This is a genomic window from Paraprevotella sp., from assembly GCF_986071375.1.
In genome coordinates, this window is record NZ_CFQRNQ010000014.1 from 52,898 (window position 1) to 70,440 (window position 17,543).

A 17,543-nucleotide genomic window follows, 5' to 3' on the forward strand; every position below is an offset into this window, starting at 1 on the left:
AATCCTATGAATCCAACATGTGTTTCAGTGCCTCCCGCATGCCCTGTAAGCGGATGTCTTTCAGGTAACGTGCCAAGAGTCCGCCCAATCCGGGTATCCGGTTCAAATCTTCACCCCACCAATCCGTACGTTCCAACACGCCAGTGGCCACCTTTTGCTCGTCGCCGTCCTGCCACAAGCAGGCCACGTGTGCCATGATGTCGGGGGAGTCGGACGGGACAATCGGAGTACCATCCTCGCGGCTGCCACCTTTATAATAAATAATCAGGGCTGCCAGGCCGAACACGATTCCGGACGGGAGCGTGCCTTTGCGCCTGAGGTATTCTTTCAGTCCCGGCAAATCCCGCGTGGCGAACTTAGGGAAGGCGTTCAGCATGATGGACGTGACCTGATGGTCTACAAACGGGTTGGTAAACCGTTCCATCACGCTGTTGGCAAACGTCCGGAGTTCTTCCTGTGGCAAGTCTATCGTCTCGATGAGTTCGTCGAACATCACTTTGTGGATATACCGCCCCACGTCCGGGTCTTGGCAGGCATCACGCACGATGTCTACTCCGGAAAGATATGCCACGGGGGAGAGTAGCGTATGAGGCCCGTTCAGCAAGGTCACCTTTCTCCGGTGGTAAGGTTCTTCGTCGGGCACAAAGCGTACGTTCAGGCCGCATTCCGCAGCCGGAAACTCCTGTGCCACATTTTCCGGAGCTTCGATGACCCAAAGGTGGAATGCCTCGCCCTGTACGACGAGCTGGTCTTTGTATTGCAGCCTTTCCTGAATCTCTTCGATGTGCTTACGGGGAAAGCCCGGCACGATACGGTCCACCAACGTGGCATACACGCCGCATGCCCCTTCGAACCATGCCGCAAAATCCTCGCCAAGCTGCCAGAGGTCGATATATTGTCGGATGATTCTTTTCAGATGATGCCCGTTCTGGAAAATCAACTCGCAGGGAAAAATAAGCAGCCCCTTGCTTTTGTCGCCACGGAAATGACGGAAACGATGGTAGAGCAGTTGCGTCAGTTTTCCGGGGTAAGAGGCAGCCGGACGGTCGTCGAGCCTGCAAGCCGGATCGAATGTGATGCCGGCCTCGGTCGTATTGGAAACGACAAAACGAATTTCCGGTTGCTCGGCCAGTTTCATATACTCGTCAAAATGGCTATAGGGGTTAAGCGCACGGCTGATGACATCTATCAGGCGGTATGAGTTTACCACCTGCCCGTTTTCAAGCCCTTGCAGGTTGACGTGGTAAAGGCCATCCTGCCGGTTGAGCACATCCACCATGCCCTTTTCGATAGGTTGCACCACGACCACGCTGCCGTTAAAGTTACTGCGCTCATTCATATTTGATATAATCCAATCCACGAAAGCGCGCAGGAAATTGCCTTCGCCAAACTGTATGATTCTCTCTGGCCTTTCACTCTTGGAGGCCGTTGTTTTATTCAATTCCAACATAGATACATTTATTTAATTGACCTGTATTTCTCTTATTCCAAAACAATCCCTTTCACAATCACTTCCGTCAATGCAGCCTTGTCGTTTTCCAAAAAACGGATACGGACAAAACGGCCGGTAGGGACTTCCTCAGAGAATGACAACAACAGGTTCTGTTCTGTTTGCATATTCTGACTCTTGTCACAGAGTACTTCCCATGTGTTGTTATCATGTGATGCCTCCACTATATAGCGGCGAGCCGCTTCATCGGGGAAATGCAGTTGGATTTCCTTTAATTGCAAGCCCTTTTCCGTATTAACTGTCCAGAAAGGCGATTTATCCTCCGCTGAAGCCTTCCAATAAGTCCGAATATTTCCATCGGAAGCCATGCCGGGAGTATGTTCATTTGCGTTGCTGCTGGTAATAGTAGGATTGTTTCGCCCGAAAGTTTGTATAACTTCCGTCTTCCCCTCACGTACATAACGTTTATAGGGACGTTCTACTATCGGAGTTACTCCTTCTTTATATTCCTCACCACCCTCAAACGTAATCGTAATCCGTGCCGGTTCCAAACCTTCGGACGTGGCTTCTACTATAGTTTTGCCTGCATAGTAGGAACGCATGGCGATAGCGGCTTGCCCATCCATGATGCGGATGTCGCTGTCAGCCTCAAAACGGATGGAACGTCCTGTTGGGAACTCACCCGGACCAGATACAATACGCAATTCCACGTCGGGCGACTGGCTGACCCATTTGCCCGAAACGTCACATACCGTAACCAACAACTGTACATCGTCCGTGCCGTCCGTTTTTACAATCGTACCACTAGCTTCCAATTTCAGTTTTGCAGCCGCACTATCTATCGGCCATTCCGGTGGAGCAATACCTGCATATTCATTGCGATACCAGTACCAGTAACGTTTTGGAATGCGGAAATAATCGATAATGCCCAACTTGGCCATCATGCTTCCGGCTATGCTGCCGTGGTCAAAAGCACACCAACTAACTTGTCCGCTGCGCCAAGGATACCCTTTCCACCCTTCATTCTGCTTTATGCATCCCCACTTCGCGTTATATTCTCCAGGGCGGTCTGACGAGATTTCGGAACCATATTCGGAAACAATGTTGGGAATGCCCGGATTTTGGAAGTCAGGAATAATGGCCCCGTCACCATTATAGCCTGCCACATCTCCGATATGGTCAATGCGTCCTTCCCCGATAGGACGTTGGGCGCCTCCAATGGCTGCTGGACGTGTCGGATCTAACTGATGAACTCGATTTACCATTTTCCGCAACAATCCGCGCATGCCATCCATAGCCTCCGGGGCGGTGAAGAAGGCTTCATTACACACACTCCACGCCACAATGGACGGATGGTTACGGTGAATGCGTATCATCTCCTCTAATTGCAGCAAGGCACTTTCTTCGAATGCAGCCGTATGAGTTTTATCCACCGGATAGGCACTACTACTCCATGAACCGTCCTCTCCATATCCACCTATGCCCCAAAAAGGAGCTTCCGACCAGAACAGAAGACCCAGTTCATCGCAAGCCTGAACAAAAAACGGAGCATGTGGATAATGTGAGCCACGGATAAAGTTAAATCCGGCCTCCTTTACCATCGCCACATCCCGCCGGGCGGCACTTTCCGTCACAGCGTCTCCCCAACCGGCCTGATCTTGATGCACATTGGCACCTTGAATAACCAAGCGATTACCGTTTAGAAAGAAACCTTTGTCGGCTGTCCATTTGAGCCATCGGAAACCAAACGGGGTTTCCATACAGTCCAGTAACTCATCATCTTTATAGAGCGAACTAACCGCTTTGTACAGGATAGGGGTCTGAGGTGTCCACAGTTTAGGTTCCTGAATCGGTTCTGTCTGTTGCATCCACACCTTACACTCGTTAGCGGCCAATCTTCCCGTGGTTTCCGTTACCGCCACTTCTTCTCCCCATTCATTGAGAATACGCGTTTCCAAGCGGTAGGTTCCCGGTTCATCGCTGTCATTACACAATTCCGTTTCAATTTTTACCGATGAGCTTTTTCCATCCTGTTCCTCTAACTCCGGAGTGGTTACAAACGTACCATACCAAGCAATGTGTACGGGAGTTTTTTTCACTAACCGTACATTGCGATAAATACCTCCACTGAATACATGTTCGCCTGCCCGGGGGGCTACATCCGGTTGCCATAAATTATTTACCCGAACCGCTACCATGTTATCACCAACCTTTGCACAATCAGAGATATTTATTGAGAAGCCCGTATATCCTCCCACATGCCTGCCTGCTAATTTCCCGTTAACAAAAACTTCCGCATCTTGGAACACACCGTCAAACTCCAAGAAGAGCTTTTTCGTCAAATCCTTTTCATCCAGTTGCAAATGTTTCCGATACCACCCATACCCCACATAGAAATCTTTTGCCATAAAGTAGGGTATGCTGAAAGAATGAGGAATACCAATGTTTTCCCAACAGCTGTCATCATAATCTACTTGTTCAGCTCCTGTGTAATCGCCTTGGGCGTACTTCCAAGTATTATTGATGTTGGTTGTTTCGCGGGGAGTCTCACTGAGAATTGTACAAGCTGTTTGAAAGCACAGTACATGTACTAGCAAACAAATGATACAAATGGTTCTCATTATATATAATTGAATATTTCTTTTATACATAAATCCAACATTTAGATGAATGTAAATCTTTTTAAAACTTCACCAAGATTCGGAAAACCTTAGACGGTTCATCCGCCCATTGCTGTAACGCTTTCCCGGCTTGTTCAAGGGAGACCTCACGGGTAACGAGCTTGTCCACCGGGCAGCGTCCTTGTTGCAAATAACGGACCACGGCGCGAAAATCTTCCGGTAATGCGTTTCTCGAACCACGTATGTCCAACTCCTTCTGTACGAACAACTTCGTCTGGAAAGAGACATCGCTTTTGGCATATCCGATATACACTACACGTCCGGTGAAGGATACTTCCTGAACGGCCATGACGTATGTCGGCGCACTGCCCACAGCCTCAATCACTACGTCCGGGCCTAAGCCTCCGGTGTATTCCATCAGCCGGGCATGCACGTCCTCCGTTTTGGAATTGAGAAGGCAGGTAGCCCCCAAGGAACGCGCCACCTCAAGCTTTTCGTCATCCAAATCCACGGCAATCACCTTTGCCCCTCTCAGGGCTGCACGGACAATAGCCCCCAAGCCAATCATGCCGCAGCCGATGACCATGACCGTGTCTATGTCCGTAATTTGAGCACGCGACACGGCATGGAAGCCCACGCTCATGGGTTCCACTAAAGCACAGTCGCGGGCGGAAAGCCCGTCGGCCGTTACGACTTTCTGCCAAGGCACGGCCACGAATTCCGTCATGGTGCCATCCCGTTGTACGCCAAAAGTCTCGTTATGTTCACAAGCATTGACTCGCCCGTTGCGGCAAGCGGCACACTTGCCGCAATTCGTGTAAGGATTGACGGTGACATTCTGTCCCGGGCGCAGAAAGTCGGGGACATCCGTGCCCACAGCTTCTATCGTAGCGCCCACTTCATGGCCGGGGATGACAGGCATCCGTACCATCGGGTTCCGCCCCAAATAGGTGTTGAGGTCTGAGCCGCAGAAACCCACATAACGGATACGTAACAATACTTCGCCCGTCCGGCAGGCAGGCGCTTCTATTTCCTTTAAAGCCGTATGAAGCGGCGATATAATCTGAAATGCTTTCATTCTGACATGTTTTTAATATAAGGTAATATGGGCAAGGCACCGAAGCCGTAGAAAGTTTTTGCATTGCCTCCCAAGAACAGGGATTTTTCCTCATCGCTCAGCTCATTGCTCTTTACAACAAAGTCGTAGGACATGCGATAGGTTATCGCCGTGATGGTGCGCGGATAGTCCGATCCCCACATCAATTTTTCCATCCCGACGAGTCCGGCAGCTTCCCGGATGGCACGCACGGCTCCTTTGAAAGGATAAAACTCATCGTTGAAAAGCCATGTGATGCCACCGGACTCTATGAATACGTTGGGATAACGTGCCAATTTGATTTGTTCCATCCAACCGGGAAAAGTCACCATCCCGAAATGTCCGATGGCAATCTTCAGATCCGGGCATTCCGTAATCACGTCTCTCAACTCCTCCACTTGGGTGTCGCCTTCCAACATGTCTATCGACAGGATGATCCGGTGTCCCTCCATGAGGTGGAACATGGCCATCATTTCGTCGCCGTTCAACGGAATCCTGCCTGTGGACAAAACCAAGCGGTTGGCCGGAACCTTGATGGCCTTGAATCCTTTTCCTATCAGTTCATTGGCCTGCGCCAGAAATCCCGGTTTGCGGAACTCGCACAAACCGCATACCAAAAAGCGATTCGGGTAACGGGCCTGTACGTCCATCAGGTAATCGTTCTGTATGCCGTCGATATATTCTTGTGTGACCACGGCGGCACTGACTTGCGCATAGTCCATGTTAGAGAGGAACACTTCAGCCGTGTTTCTTCCGTCCGTCATAAAAGGCGGGAGCATTTGCCGGACTTCTCCCATGAAAAGCGATTTGCCTCCCGAGAGGGTGCGGATGGGCAGCCCGTCGACTTCGGTATCTTGTCTGAGCCATAAATGGGAATGGGCATCAATGATTGTATATTCCATCTCTTTCCGGTTTTATGTGTTTTTCCACGTTACACGTTGTTGGTCTCCGATGATTTCTTTCACTTTGGCTACCAAATTCCAATCTATCGGCTCCTCGATATATTGTATATTCTTGAGCACGTTGTCCGGATTGGCAGAACTGAAAAGGGTGGTACCAATACGAGGATTGCTGACCGAAAACTGAATCGCTAACTTTTCTATAGGATAACCCTGTGACAGACAATAGTCCGAGGCTTTGCGGCAAGCTTCGACCAATGCATCCGGAGCCGGATGCCATTCCGGTACACCACGCTGCGACAACAACCCCATAGAGAATGGAGATGCGTTGATGACTCCGATTCCTTTTGCCTCGAAGTAATCCAAGAAATCGGCTAACCGGTCATCGTTTAACGAATAATGGCAAAAATTGAGCACGCTTTCCACTGTCCCCTCCGGCACACGGTCGATGACCCATTTCAGGTTTTCGAGCTGTAGGTCGGTGATTCCTACATGGCCAACGAGTCCTTTCTCCCGTAGTTCCACCAATGTCGGCAAGGTCTCGTTTATTACTTGGGAAAGATCTGCAAACTCTATGTCATGCACATTAATAAGGTCGATGTAGTCCACATGTAGCCGTTCCATGCTTTCAAAAACGCTTTCCCGAGTCCTTTGAGCGGAATAGTCCCAAAGGTTCACCCCATTTGCACCGTAACGTCCGACTTTGGTAGACAAAAGGAACGATTCCCGGGGCAATTCCGTCAGAGCCTCTCCCAATACCGTCTCGGCTTTCGTGTGACCGTAATAAGGCGACACGTCGATGAAGGTCATACCATGTTCTATCGCCGTAAATACGGCACGAATCGCTTCTGCTTCGCTGACAGAGCGAAACACACCTCCCAATGAAGAGGCACCAAAACTCAATACGGGCACTTTCATTCCCGTTTTTCCTAAATATGAATATTTCATAATAGAATCTTTTTTATTGATGTCATTTCTTTCATCATGTTGTTTGCACCATAAATAGCTTATGCAAAAGTAGGTGAAAACATATTGTTCTTATTGGACTTTATAGCCTTTAATAAGAACAATATCGGCTAAATCTTATAGGACAAAACTGTTTTATGATAATTTAACTGTCGGGGGGCAAAATAATGAATATTATTACCATCTTTGAATTCATTTTATACGCCATGGAATTTAACATAGACAATTTTCACCCTTTTGTCCTTAATGTGGGACTGGCCCTGCATAATGCAGATTGGAATTGGAAAAACGTGAGCAGCCCTTTTGCTCGCCTTTATTATGTCATAGAAGGTACGGCCAAAGTCATATTGCCCGACCATACCGTGCAGCTTCGCGAAGGGCACATGTACTTTATTCCCGCATTTACTACGCACAGTTATGAATGCACCTCATCTTTTGCCCATTACTATGCCCACATTTATGAAGACCCTCAGGCCAAAAGCTTGTTCTTGGAAGATTGGATCCTGCCGGAGGAAATCCAGGCCGGTTCCCTTGAACGTTCTATCTTCCAGGAACTATACTCCTTGAATCCGACGATGAAGTTGAGCAAATCCGATCCCACTACTTATGACAACAGTTCCACATTGGCATCCAACTTATTAAAGAACAAACAGAGACCGCTTTATAACAAAATGATTTCGCGCGGTATTGTCTACCAATTGCTTGCCCCCTTTTTCAGGACGGCTCATCTTAAATCCGTGGTGACGGACGACCGGATAAGAAAAGCCATCACCTATATCCGCAATCACATTTCGGACGACCTCTGCATCGACAAAGTGGCAGAAACATTATGTGTATCTAAAAACTACTTTATCCGTATCTTCAAAAAGGAAACGGGAACGACTCCTGCCAATTTCATCATTCAACGCAAAATAGAAAAAGCTCAGTTATTGCTTGTCACGAACGACCTTCCGGTAAAACAAACTTCCTATCTGGTCGGTTTCGAGGACTTCTCTTATTTCAACAGGGTTTTCAAGAAGATTACCGGCATGACACCTAACGAATACCGCAGGGAAGCCAAATCGCAATCGGCAACTGACGGAAAATACAAACCCCATGAAAAGAACCCGAATTTGGAATAGGGAATACAAAAAGCCGTTTCTACTTGAAACGGCTTTCTTGTCAAGAGGTTCCCAGCAGATTCGAACTGCTGTGGACGGTTTTGCAGACCGCTACCTAACCACTCGGTCAGGGAACCAACATCTTTGCATCTTGGAAGAGGTTCCCAGCAGATTCGAACTGCTGTGGACGGTTTTGCAGACCGCTACCTAACCACTCGGTCAGGGAACCATTTCCGTTTTGCGTTGCAAAGGTACAACTTTTTTTGAAAACCGCAATTATTTATGCGCATTTTCCTCTTTTTTGGTGCAGTTTCTCCGTTTTTCTTTCCTTGTAGGTCGTTTCAACCCCCTCAATTTACAGTCTGCCGTACAACTTGCACATGCCGACGAGTCTTCCGGATGACGTATGAACTGGTAAACGCGCCTTCCCACCCAACAGAAAGCCACCACGATAATGAAATAAGCTATATATTCATGCCACATAAGTCGAACCATATAAAATGTATCGGACAAAAATAATGTAAAAACGGATAACGGAATAAGCCATGGGGAACAAATTCCGTCTTTTTACCTTATATTATGAAAAAGAGAACAGGGAACGACAGAATAAAATACTTCTATCGCTAATTTTTAAGGCTTATTTGTTATCTTTGCATACTCCTGCAACGGGTTTGTTTGTTTTAGACAAGAGGATATGGTGAAGGAAGAATTTTTTTATGACAGTGTCATGTCGTGTATCCGGGAGCACCAGTTGGTTGGACCGGATGACAAGATACTTGTGGCCTTGAGTGGAGGAGCCGATTCCGTGGCTTTGCTATTGGTGCTGCAACAGGCCGGTTTCCATTGCGAAGCCGTGCACTGTAATTTTCATCTGCGCGGGGAGGAGTCCGACCGTGATGAGAAATTCGTGCGCGATTTATGCCGTTCACGGTCCATACGTTTGCATACGAAAGATTTCGACACGGCGGCGTACGCCCGTCAAAAAGGTATCAGCATAGAAATGGCCGCACGTGAATTGCGTTATGGATATTTTGAAGAGCTTCGTGCAGACTGGCGGTTTGATAAAATTGCTGTGGCACACCATCGTGACGACAACGTGGAAACACTGTTGTTGCATCTGGTCCGCGGCACGGGGCTGAAAGGCTTGACGGGCATGCGCTACCATAACGGTTATGTCATACGCCCGATGTTGGACACGAACCGGAAAGAAATCGAACGATATTTGGCCGGGAAAGGACAGCCTTACGTCACGGACAGCACGAACTTGGAAACGGAAGCCGTCCGTAACAAAATCCGTCTGGAGTTCTTGCCGATGCTGAAAACCGTGAACCCGTCCATCCTCGACACCTTACAAGGCACGATACGCCATCTGGAAGATGCCTATACCTTATATAATATGGCCGTAGAGGATTTGAAGGCGCGTATATGCCGGAATGACCGTATCGACATACAAGCCTTGAAGGCTGTTCCTGCCGCGCGCACCGTGCTCTTTGAACTGCTGTCCGCGTACGGTTTCAACAGCGTGCAGGCGGAAGAGATTTTCGACCACTTGGATGGTTGTTCCGGAAAAGTTTATGAAAGCCATGAATGGCGGTTGCTTCGGGACCGAAAAACGCTTGTGCTTAGCCGTAAAGACGAACAATACAAGTGTTTGTGCCATGTCCTTCCATTGGAAGGATGTGTGAAAGTAACACAAGACCTTACCTTCCTCATTCGCAGGGTGCATTATGACCGGCATTTTACGATACCTCGAAGCAAGGATACGGTGTGCCTGGACCTGGACAAAATAGAATATCCCATAACGGTGAGGCTCGTGCAAGAAGGGGACCGTTTTGTCCCTTTCGGCATGACGGGGCAGAAATTGGTAAGCGACTACCTGACAAACTGCCTGAAAAACCTGTTTGAAAAAGAAAGGCAGTTAGTCGTATGTAGCGGAGAGCACATCGCTTGGTTGGTCAACGAACGGAGCGACAACCGTTTCCGGATAGATGACAAGACGAACCATGTACTCATCATACAATGCCAAAGAACCCCGCAGGCCTCATAAAGTTTTGAAAACCGAAATACCATAAAACAGAATATGCTTTCCATTTTGATTCCGACGTATAACTACGTGTGCGTTAAATTGGTGACCGACTTGCAACAACAGGCTGAAAGACTGGAATGCCCTTACGAAATATTAGTGGCTGACGATGCTTCGGAGGAAGCCTTTAAGCGTGAAAACCGTAAAATCAACGGCATTCCCGGCTGTAAATATATCGAATTACAAGAAAACGTGGGTCGTTCGCGTATCCGCAATATCTTGGGGCACCTCGCCCGATATGACTACCTTATTTTTATGGATTGTGATGCGTCGGTGGTCGGTAGCGACTTCCTGTCCCGGTACATGGCTGTGCGTAATGCGGCTGAAGTCGTTTACGGAGGCTTGGTGCATCCGGAACAGCTTCCGTCACCAGAGGTTTCTTTGGCATATCTTTACGAAAAAAACGCCGAACCTCACTTCACTGCCGAAAAACGGGCTTTGCACCCCTACAAAGTCTTCCGCACGTTTAATTTCATGATTCTCCGCGAAACGTTCCTCAAACATCCTTTTGATGAAACCATCACGCACTACGGGCATGAAGACACTTTATTCGGATTGGCATTAAAAAAAGAAGGCATCAAAATCCTGCATATCGACAATCCTTTGATGAACTGTGGCTTAGATACGAACCTCAACGTGTTGCGAAAGACGGAGGAGTCATTACGGACGCTCTATGTGCACCGCAAGAAGTTGGAGGGGTCTTCGGAGATGCTGCGCCTGTACGGCATTCTCCAACGATTGCATCTTGTTTCTTTTGTATTCCTGTTGTTTCGCCTGTGCGAACCGATGTTACGACGGAACTTGTATGGCAGGCATCCCAACCTGTATTTCTTTGCCTTTTATAAAATAGGCTATTATTGCAACTTTGCTAAGGGAGGGAAATAAAAAAAGAACCGGACTCCATAAGGGTTACAGGAGTCCGGTTCTTTTTCAGTCTTATTCTCGACAATTCGTATTTCTTAATAAGCAAACAAAGGATAACCTGCCATCACTTCGTTCACCTGCTTGCGCACATCGGCAATGACATTCTCATCTTCCGGCGCATTCAATACCTTTTCTATCAACTCGGCAACCAGTACCATCAAATCTTCTTTTGCCCCACGTGTCGTAATGGCCGGCGTACCTAAACGGATGCCGGAAGTCTGGAACGCACTGCGGCTGTCGAACGGCACCATGTTCTTGTTCACCGTAATGTCGGCTGCTACCAAGGCTTTTTCGGCCACCTTGCCCGTCAAGTCGGGATATTTGCTACGCAAGTCCACCAACATGGAGTGGTTGTCTGTTCCGCCACTTACGATGTCGAAACCGCGTTTCATCAGTTCATCGGCCAAAACCTTGGCATTCTTCTGTACCTGTTTGGCCCATTCCTTGAATTCGGGTTGCAACGCCTCGTTGAAAGCCACGGCCTTGGCGGCAATCACATGCTCCAACGGGCCACCCTGGATACCGGGGAAAACGGCACTGTTGAGCAGTTGGCTCATTTTCTTCACCTCGCCTTTCGGAGTCTTCAATCCCCAAGGGTTGTCGAAGTCTTTACCCATCAGGATGATACCCCCGCGCGGACCTCTTAATGTCTTGTGGGTGGTAGAAGTCACGATATGGGCATACTTTACCGGATTCTCCAACAGTCCGGCTGCAATCAAACCGGCCGGATGTGCCATGTCTACCATGAATATGGCACCAACCTTGTCGGCAATCTCACGCATGCGGGCATAATCCCACTCGCGGCTGTAAGCCGAACCGCCGCCGATAATCATTTTCGGGCGATGTTCAAGAGCCAGTTTCTCCATCTCGTCGTAATCCACACGGCCGGTTTCCTTGTTGAGGTTGTAACCGATGGCATGGTAGAGGATACCGGAAGTATTCACAGCCGAACCATGGGACAAATGGCCTCCGTGGTCCAGATTCAAGCCCATGAAGGTGTCACCCGGCTTCAGGCATGCCAAAAATACCGCAGCATTGGCCTGCGCTCCCGAGTGGGGCTGCACATTGGCGTACTCGGCACCGAACAGTTTGCATACCCGTTCGATGGCCAAGCTCTCCACTTCGTCCACCACCTGGCAGCCTCCGTAGTACCTCTTTCCCGGATATCCCTCGGCGTACTTGTTCGTCAGCCAAGACCCCATGGCTTTCATCACTTCGTCGCTCACGAAATTCTCCGATGCGATGAGTTCGATTCCTTTGAGCTGCCGTTGGTGCTCTTTTTCAATCAAATCAAATACTGTTGTGTCTGTTTTCATTTTTATTGACTTTAAATAATTGGATTTCATTCTTTCTTTTTCTCCACGCTCCAACCGAATTTACCGATTTTCCTGCCCAAGCCATAGTAAGCCCCGTGGAGGTAAACCAAAGGGTGACTGGCGTCCAGGCTCCATTTCCCGCTCTGCTCGTCCAAATAACGCTCATCGGCTTTCACATTCAGTACTTCCGCGATGAACATGTCATGCGACCCTAAAGATACAACCTCTTTCACACGGCACTCTATGTTCAGCGGCGATTCCTCCACGATGGGGGCTGCCACCATGCGGGCCTTTCCCGGAGTGAGCTTCATTTCCTCGAATTTACGGTAATCGCGCCCCGAACGCACGCCGCACCAATCCGTGGCGTACGCCATGTCTTCGGTAGTCAGGTTGAGGACAAACTCCATGCTTTGCTTGATAAGCGCGTAAGAATGCCGTTCCGGTCGTACGGAGATGTAGCACATGGCCGGATTGGTGCAAATGGTTCCTGCCCACGCCACGGTGAACAAATTATAATCCTCCGGCGTGCTGCCACAACTGACCAACAAGGCGGGCAGGGGATAAATCATAGTTCCGGGTTTCCAGTCTTGCTTCATAGCCCAAAGGGTTACACCAGTTTAACGTGGTCCAAATCCACCTCTTTATTACAATAATGGCAACGAAGCACACCTTCCTTGCCCGGTACGGCATGAAAATATGTTTTCATCGGTTCGTTGTTCGTAATGCACTTGGGATTGGCACACTTCACGATACCTTTCAGTTCTTCGGGCAAAACGACTTCCTTTTTCTCCACGACCTCATAGTCCTTTATAATACATAAGGTCACGTTCGGGCTCACCACGGCCAACTGGTTCAGTTCTTCGTCCGAGAAAAACTTGCCCGCAATTTTGATGATGCTCTTATGTCCCATTTTCTTGCTCTTCAAGTTGTAGCCCACAGTAATGGAAGTCTTCATCTGTTCGAGGTGGAGCAAGTTGACCACCTCAAAGAGCTTGCTGGATGGAATATGGTCTATCACCGTACCGCTTTCAAGCGCGGCCACCAAAAGTTCTTGTCTCTTCATTGTATGCTTACGGTATTTTAGTCAATAATCGTCCGGTCGTTCATCACATCGTCCAAGGTCAGCCCCAAGGCGTCGCATATCAAAGCCTGCCGCGCAAACAGGCCGTTGTGGGCCTGCTCGAAATAATAAGCGTGCGGGTCATCGTCGATGGCGTACTCGATTTCGTTCACGCGGGGGAGCGGATGCAAGATACGCATATTGTCCTTGGCTTTCTTCAACATGGAAAGTTTGAGCAGATAGAGGTCCTTCACCCGTTCATACTCCATCAGGTCGGTAAACCGCTCCTTTTGTACACGGGTCATGTAGAGAATGTCCGCCCCGGCAATGGTATCGGCGGTAAAGTCCGTGTGTTCCACATATTTTATATGATGAATGTCGCAATACTGCTTGTACACGTCCGGCATCTTCAGCTCTTCGGGGGCAATGAAATGAAACGTAGGGTTGAAATGACGCATGGCCATCAGCAAAGAGTGTACAGTGCGTCCGTATTTCAAATCACCAACCATATAAATTTGCAAGTTGTCAAGCGTGCCTTGCGTCTTATAAATGGAATAAAGGTCCAACATGGTCTGCGAAGGATGTTGGTTGGCCCCGTCACCCGCATTGATAATGGGCACCGGAGACACCTCGGAAGCATAACGGGCCGCCCCCTCCAGATAATGCCGCATGACAATCAAATCGGCATAATTGCTTACCATCATGATGGTGTCTTTCAGGGTTTCGCCCTTGGTGGAACTGGTCACTTTCGGGTCGGTAAACCCTATGACGCGCGCTCCCAAACGGTTAGCTGCCGTTTCAAAACTCAACCGTGTCCTCGTAGACGGTTCAAAAAACAAAGTAGCCACGACTTTACCCTCCAACAGCTTGCGGTTGGTATGTTTCTCAAATTCTCCGGCCATTCTGAGCAGATACATGATCTTTTCCTTGGAATGGTCTGCAATAGTCACCAAACTCCTGTTTTCCATTTCGGATTTCTTTTTGCTTATATATAGAATTTCTTCAGCTTTCAAAGTTACATAAAAAAAGTGGAACGAGAGAGGAGTGCGCATCATTTCGTTAACTTTTCCACAAATAAACAGCCTATTATAAAGTTTATTTGTAATTTTGCACTTTGCCACTTTGATAAATGAAAGAAAAAGATTTATGAGGAAGAAGTTTGTAATCACTTTGTGGGTGATTTTGTTTCTTTGCGTCAGTGCAGTTTCCTTGGCTTTTTACGCCATCTGGCACGGATGGATTGGATACATGCCGAACTTATATCAATTAGAAAACCCCGTCAACAAATACGCGTCACAGGCCGTTTCGGCCGACGGCAAACTTCTGGGTACCTGGTCGTACAGCCGGGCCAACCGTATTTTCGTGGGCTTCGACGACCTTTCCCCTTGGTTGGTCAAGGCGTTGGTGGCCACGGAAGACGAGCGCTTTTATGATCATTCGGGCATCGACTACCGTGCTTTGGCGCGGGCCGTGGTAAAGCGTGGTATCCTTGGGCAAAGCAATGCCGGGGGAGGAAGTACCATTACGCAGCAACTGGCCAAACAACTTTATAGCGACGTGGCGCAGAGCACGATGGAGCGTGCCTTGCAGAAACCCATAGAGTGGGTGATTGCAGTCAAGTTGGAACGGTACTATACCAAGGAGGAAATCATCACCATGTACCTCAACTATTTCGACTTCCTGCATAATGCCGTGGGCATCAAGACGGCATCCCGCACATACTTCAACAAAGAACCGCAGAACCTTTCGGTATGTGAGGCGGCGACGCTTATCGGCATGTGCAAAAACCCGTCTTATTTCAATCCGGTGCGGAAACCGGAACGTTGCCGTGAGCGACGCAACGTGGTACTGGACCAGATGGTCAAGGCCGGTTATTTGAGCAAGGCAGATGCCGAGCTGCACAAGTTGGAACCCATCGGGCTGCGTTTCCACCGCGTGGACCACAAAGAAGGACTGGCCACTTACCTGCGCGAACGGCTGCGCACGATGCTGATGGCCAAAGAACCCGACCGAAGCGATTATGCTTCATGGCAAGACCAAAAATATTATGAGGATTCGTTGGCATGGGAAACCGACCCTTTATACGGGTGGTGCAACAAGAACCGGAAAAAGGACGGTACGCCTTATAACCTATATACGGACGGCCTGAAAATCTACACCACCATCGACTCACGCATGCAACAATATGCGGAAGAAAGCGTGGAAGAGCATGTGGCCGGTTACCTGCAGCCCATCTTCGACAAAGAAAAACGTCACCAGACGACACGTCCGTTCTCCAACCAACTTTCTACTAAGGAGGTGGAAAAAATCATGCGCCGTTCGATGGAACAAAGCGAGCGCTATATCACCATGAAGAAAAACGGAGCTAGCGAAGAAGACATCAAAAAGTCGTTCAACACGCCACAAGAAATGACCGTTTTCTCTTACCACGGCGAAGTGGATACCATCATGACACCAATGGATTCCATCCGCTATTACAAAAGTTTCCTGCGTGCAGGATTCATGTGCATGGACACCCGCACGGGATACGTGAAAGCCTACGTGGGCGGACCGGATTACCGCTATTTCCAATACGACATGGCCGGAGTGGGCCGACGCCAGGTCGGGTCTACCGTCAAACCATTCCTCTATACGCTAGCCATGGAAAACGGCATGTCGCCCTGCGACCTTGCGCCGAACGTGCAACAGACGTATATCGTGGCCGGAAAGCCTTGGACTCCCCGCAACGGCAGCCGCTCCCGATACGGGGAAATGGTTACGTTGAAATGGGGACTGGCCCAGTCTAACAACTGGATTTCTGCCTACCTGATGAGCCGCCTCAGTCCGTCGGCCTTGGTACGGCTGATTCACGAGTTCGGCGTGCTCAACCGCGACATCCATCCTTCCATGTCGCTGTGCCTCGGTCCTTGTGAAATCTCCGTGGCAGAGATGGTCAGTTCATATACCGCCTTTGCCAACCGCGGCATCCGCACGGCTCCCCTTTTCGTGTCGCGGATAGAAGACAACGAAGGGAATGTGGTAGGGGAGTTCCAACCCCGCATGACGGAAGTCATCAGCGAGGAAAGCGCTTATAAAATGATTATCATGCTGCAAGGCGTAATGAACGGAGGTACGGGCGGACGCATGCGTTTCCGTTACCATGTCAACGCAGACATGGGAGGCAAGACGGGAACCACCAACCGGAACTCCGACGGTTGGTTCGTATGCTTCACGCCGTCGCTTTCCGCCGGTTGTTGGGTGGGCGGCGAAGACCGCGACATCCATTTCAACAGCATGACGTACGGGCAGGGAGCCTCTTCGGCTTTGCCCGTCTGCGCCTATTTCTTCCAAAAGGTATATAAAGACAAAGACTTGGGATATTCCCCCGACGAGAAGTTCAGCATTCCCGAAGGGTTCGACCCTTGCCAGGACACCATCCTGACAGAAGAGGCACCGGTGGAGGAATATGGCGGCATCGACGAGGTTTTTGAATAAGCCATGGCATGCGGACAAAGTGTCACCAAAAACCTTAAAAAAGAAGCATAAAGTCATTCCTAAAGACGCAAATCATGAAGACGGCCCCGAAGGCGAAGCATGGAAAAAAGCTTCCCTTTCGGGGCCGTCCGATTATGATGCCGTTGTCAGAGAGGCGACAACCGGAGTTTTTTTCGTTTTTTCGTGGCAAGAATCAATTCATTCTGCGCCAAACGGAAAATCGTTCGGCTGAAAGCGATTTTTCACTTGGCGCAGATTGGAAAACGCACGTCCGAATATCAAAGCGAAGACCTGCTCCACGGCCTTTTTTACCGGCTTTTTCTGCGCATGGCGAATTTATTAGCTCTTATTCGTCCGACAAGGGCACTGCGGCATCCTGTACCCGGAAAGTCCCAACCGGCTTACTCGGAACGGCTCACCATGCGGCAAGACGCACTACCAGTCCTAGCCAAATGACAGGCACGACCACGTTTTTCTTTCTTTTTGAATCGGGCAAAACTCGCGAGAATCGCTCAAAATCTTCGTAGGCTTGCCCTGCCCACATGCACGCGATT

General features: G+C 49.2%; 14 protein-coding genes and 2 tRNA genes. 5 read left to right on the plus strand and 11 right to left on the minus strand.

Translation table 11 applies throughout. From position 1 onward, the window contains the following. Positions 1 to 4: 4 nt before the first annotated feature. The 5 genes from AC5RDV_RS08965 to AC5RDV_RS08985 form a co-directional block, all read right to left on the minus strand. The gene (locus AC5RDV_RS08965; protein ID WP_282748249.1) at positions 5 to 1,450 is read right to left on the minus strand and encodes a tagaturonate reductase; all 1,446 of its coding nucleotides are present in this window, start codon (positions 1,448 to 1,450) and stop codon (positions 5 to 7) included. A gap of 32 nt (positions 1,451 to 1,482) precedes the next feature. Further along, positions 1,483 to 4,071, minus strand: a complete 2,589-nt coding sequence (locus AC5RDV_RS08970; RefSeq protein ID WP_345894542.1) for a glycoside hydrolase family 2 protein — start codon at positions 4,069 to 4,071, stop codon at positions 1,483 to 1,485. A gap of 61 nt (positions 4,072 to 4,132) precedes the next feature. Next, a complete protein-coding gene (locus AC5RDV_RS08975) occupies positions 4,133 to 5,149 on the minus strand; it encodes a zinc-binding alcohol dehydrogenase family protein (RefSeq protein WP_130892883.1) in 1,017 nt (338 codons plus the stop codon). Further along, on the minus strand, positions 5,146 to 6,069 hold the full coding sequence (locus tag AC5RDV_RS08980) for an amidohydrolase family protein (RefSeq protein WP_282748247.1): 924 nt from the start codon (positions 6,067 to 6,069) through the stop codon (positions 5,146 to 5,148). The genes AC5RDV_RS08975 and AC5RDV_RS08980 overlap by 4 nt, the downstream gene beginning before the upstream one ends. A 12-nt stretch (positions 6,070 to 6,081) precedes the next feature. Beyond that, positions 6,082 to 7,014, minus strand: coding sequence for an aldo/keto reductase (locus AC5RDV_RS08985; RefSeq protein ID WP_282748246.1), 933 nt, complete (start codon positions 7,012 to 7,014; stop codon positions 6,082 to 6,084). A 224-nt stretch (positions 7,015 to 7,238) separates the two neighbouring features. Between AC5RDV_RS08985 and AC5RDV_RS08990 the strand changes: the two genes are divergently transcribed. After that, positions 7,239 to 8,153, plus strand: coding sequence for an AraC family transcriptional regulator (locus AC5RDV_RS08990; protein ID WP_282748245.1), 915 nt, complete (start codon positions 7,239 to 7,241; stop codon positions 8,151 to 8,153). Between the two features lie 45 nt (positions 8,154 to 8,198). On the opposite strand, the gene AC5RDV_RS08995 is transcribed toward AC5RDV_RS08990, so the two are convergent. Together AC5RDV_RS08995 and AC5RDV_RS09000 are read right to left on the minus strand one after the other, a co-directional pair. Beyond that, positions 8,199 to 8,269: transfer RNA gene (locus AC5RDV_RS08995), tRNA-Cys, on the minus strand. A gap of 21 nt (positions 8,270 to 8,290) precedes the next feature. Beyond that, a tRNA-Cys gene (locus AC5RDV_RS09000) sits at positions 8,291 to 8,361 on the minus strand. A 465-nt stretch (positions 8,362 to 8,826) separates the two neighbouring features. Here AC5RDV_RS09000 and tilS point away from each other — a divergent pair. Both tilS and AC5RDV_RS09010 read left to right on the plus strand, forming a co-directional pair. Next, positions 8,827 to 10,179, plus strand: coding sequence for a tRNA lysidine(34) synthetase TilS (gene tilS / locus AC5RDV_RS09005; protein ID WP_282748244.1), 1,353 nt, complete (start codon positions 8,827 to 8,829; stop codon positions 10,177 to 10,179). A gap of 33 nt (positions 10,180 to 10,212) precedes the next feature. Continuing rightward, positions 10,213 to 11,100: a glycosyltransferase family 2 protein gene (locus tag AC5RDV_RS09010; RefSeq protein WP_282748243.1), complete on the plus strand. Its 888-nt coding sequence runs from the start codon at positions 10,213 to 10,215 to the stop codon at positions 11,098 to 11,100. A gap of 74 nt (positions 11,101 to 11,174) precedes the next feature. Here the strand turns inward: AC5RDV_RS09010 and glyA are convergent, their stop codons facing one another. From glyA to pyrB, 4 genes are read right to left on the minus strand one after another with little or no spacing between them, the layout of a single operon-like run. After that, positions 11,175 to 12,455 (minus strand): serine hydroxymethyltransferase, encoded by a 1,281-nt coding sequence (gene glyA, locus AC5RDV_RS09015; RefSeq protein WP_040603118.1) that lies wholly within the window; start codon positions 12,453 to 12,455, stop codon positions 11,175 to 11,177. 26 nt (positions 12,456 to 12,481) lie between these two features. Beyond that, complete coding sequence (locus AC5RDV_RS09020) at positions 12,482 to 13,051, minus strand: flavin reductase family protein (RefSeq protein WP_008629169.1); 570 nt, start codon at positions 13,049 to 13,051, stop codon at positions 12,482 to 12,484. 11 nt (positions 13,052 to 13,062) lie between these two features. Then, positions 13,063 to 13,518: an aspartate carbamoyltransferase regulatory subunit gene (pyrI, locus tag AC5RDV_RS09025; RefSeq protein ID WP_008629168.1), complete on the minus strand. Its 456-nt coding sequence runs from the start codon at positions 13,516 to 13,518 to the stop codon at positions 13,063 to 13,065. Between the two features lie 17 nt (positions 13,519 to 13,535). Then, complete coding sequence (gene pyrB / locus AC5RDV_RS09030; RefSeq protein WP_039865552.1) at positions 13,536 to 14,483, minus strand: aspartate carbamoyltransferase; 948 nt, start codon at positions 14,481 to 14,483, stop codon at positions 13,536 to 13,538. A 178-nt stretch (positions 14,484 to 14,661) separates the two neighbouring features. Between pyrB and AC5RDV_RS09035 the strand changes: the two genes are divergently transcribed. Together AC5RDV_RS09035 and AC5RDV_RS09040 are read left to right on the plus strand one after the other, a co-directional pair. Further along, complete coding sequence (locus AC5RDV_RS09035) at positions 14,662 to 16,989, plus strand: transglycosylase domain-containing protein (RefSeq protein ID WP_008629165.1); 2,328 nt, start codon at positions 14,662 to 14,664, stop codon at positions 16,987 to 16,989. Continuing rightward, positions 16,961 to 17,221, plus strand: a complete 261-nt coding sequence (locus AC5RDV_RS09040) for a hypothetical protein (RefSeq protein WP_282748242.1) — start codon at positions 16,961 to 16,963, stop codon at positions 17,219 to 17,221. Before AC5RDV_RS09035 ends, AC5RDV_RS09040 begins: the two co-directional genes overlap by 29 nt. Positions 17,222 to 17,543: the final 322 nt, after the last annotated feature.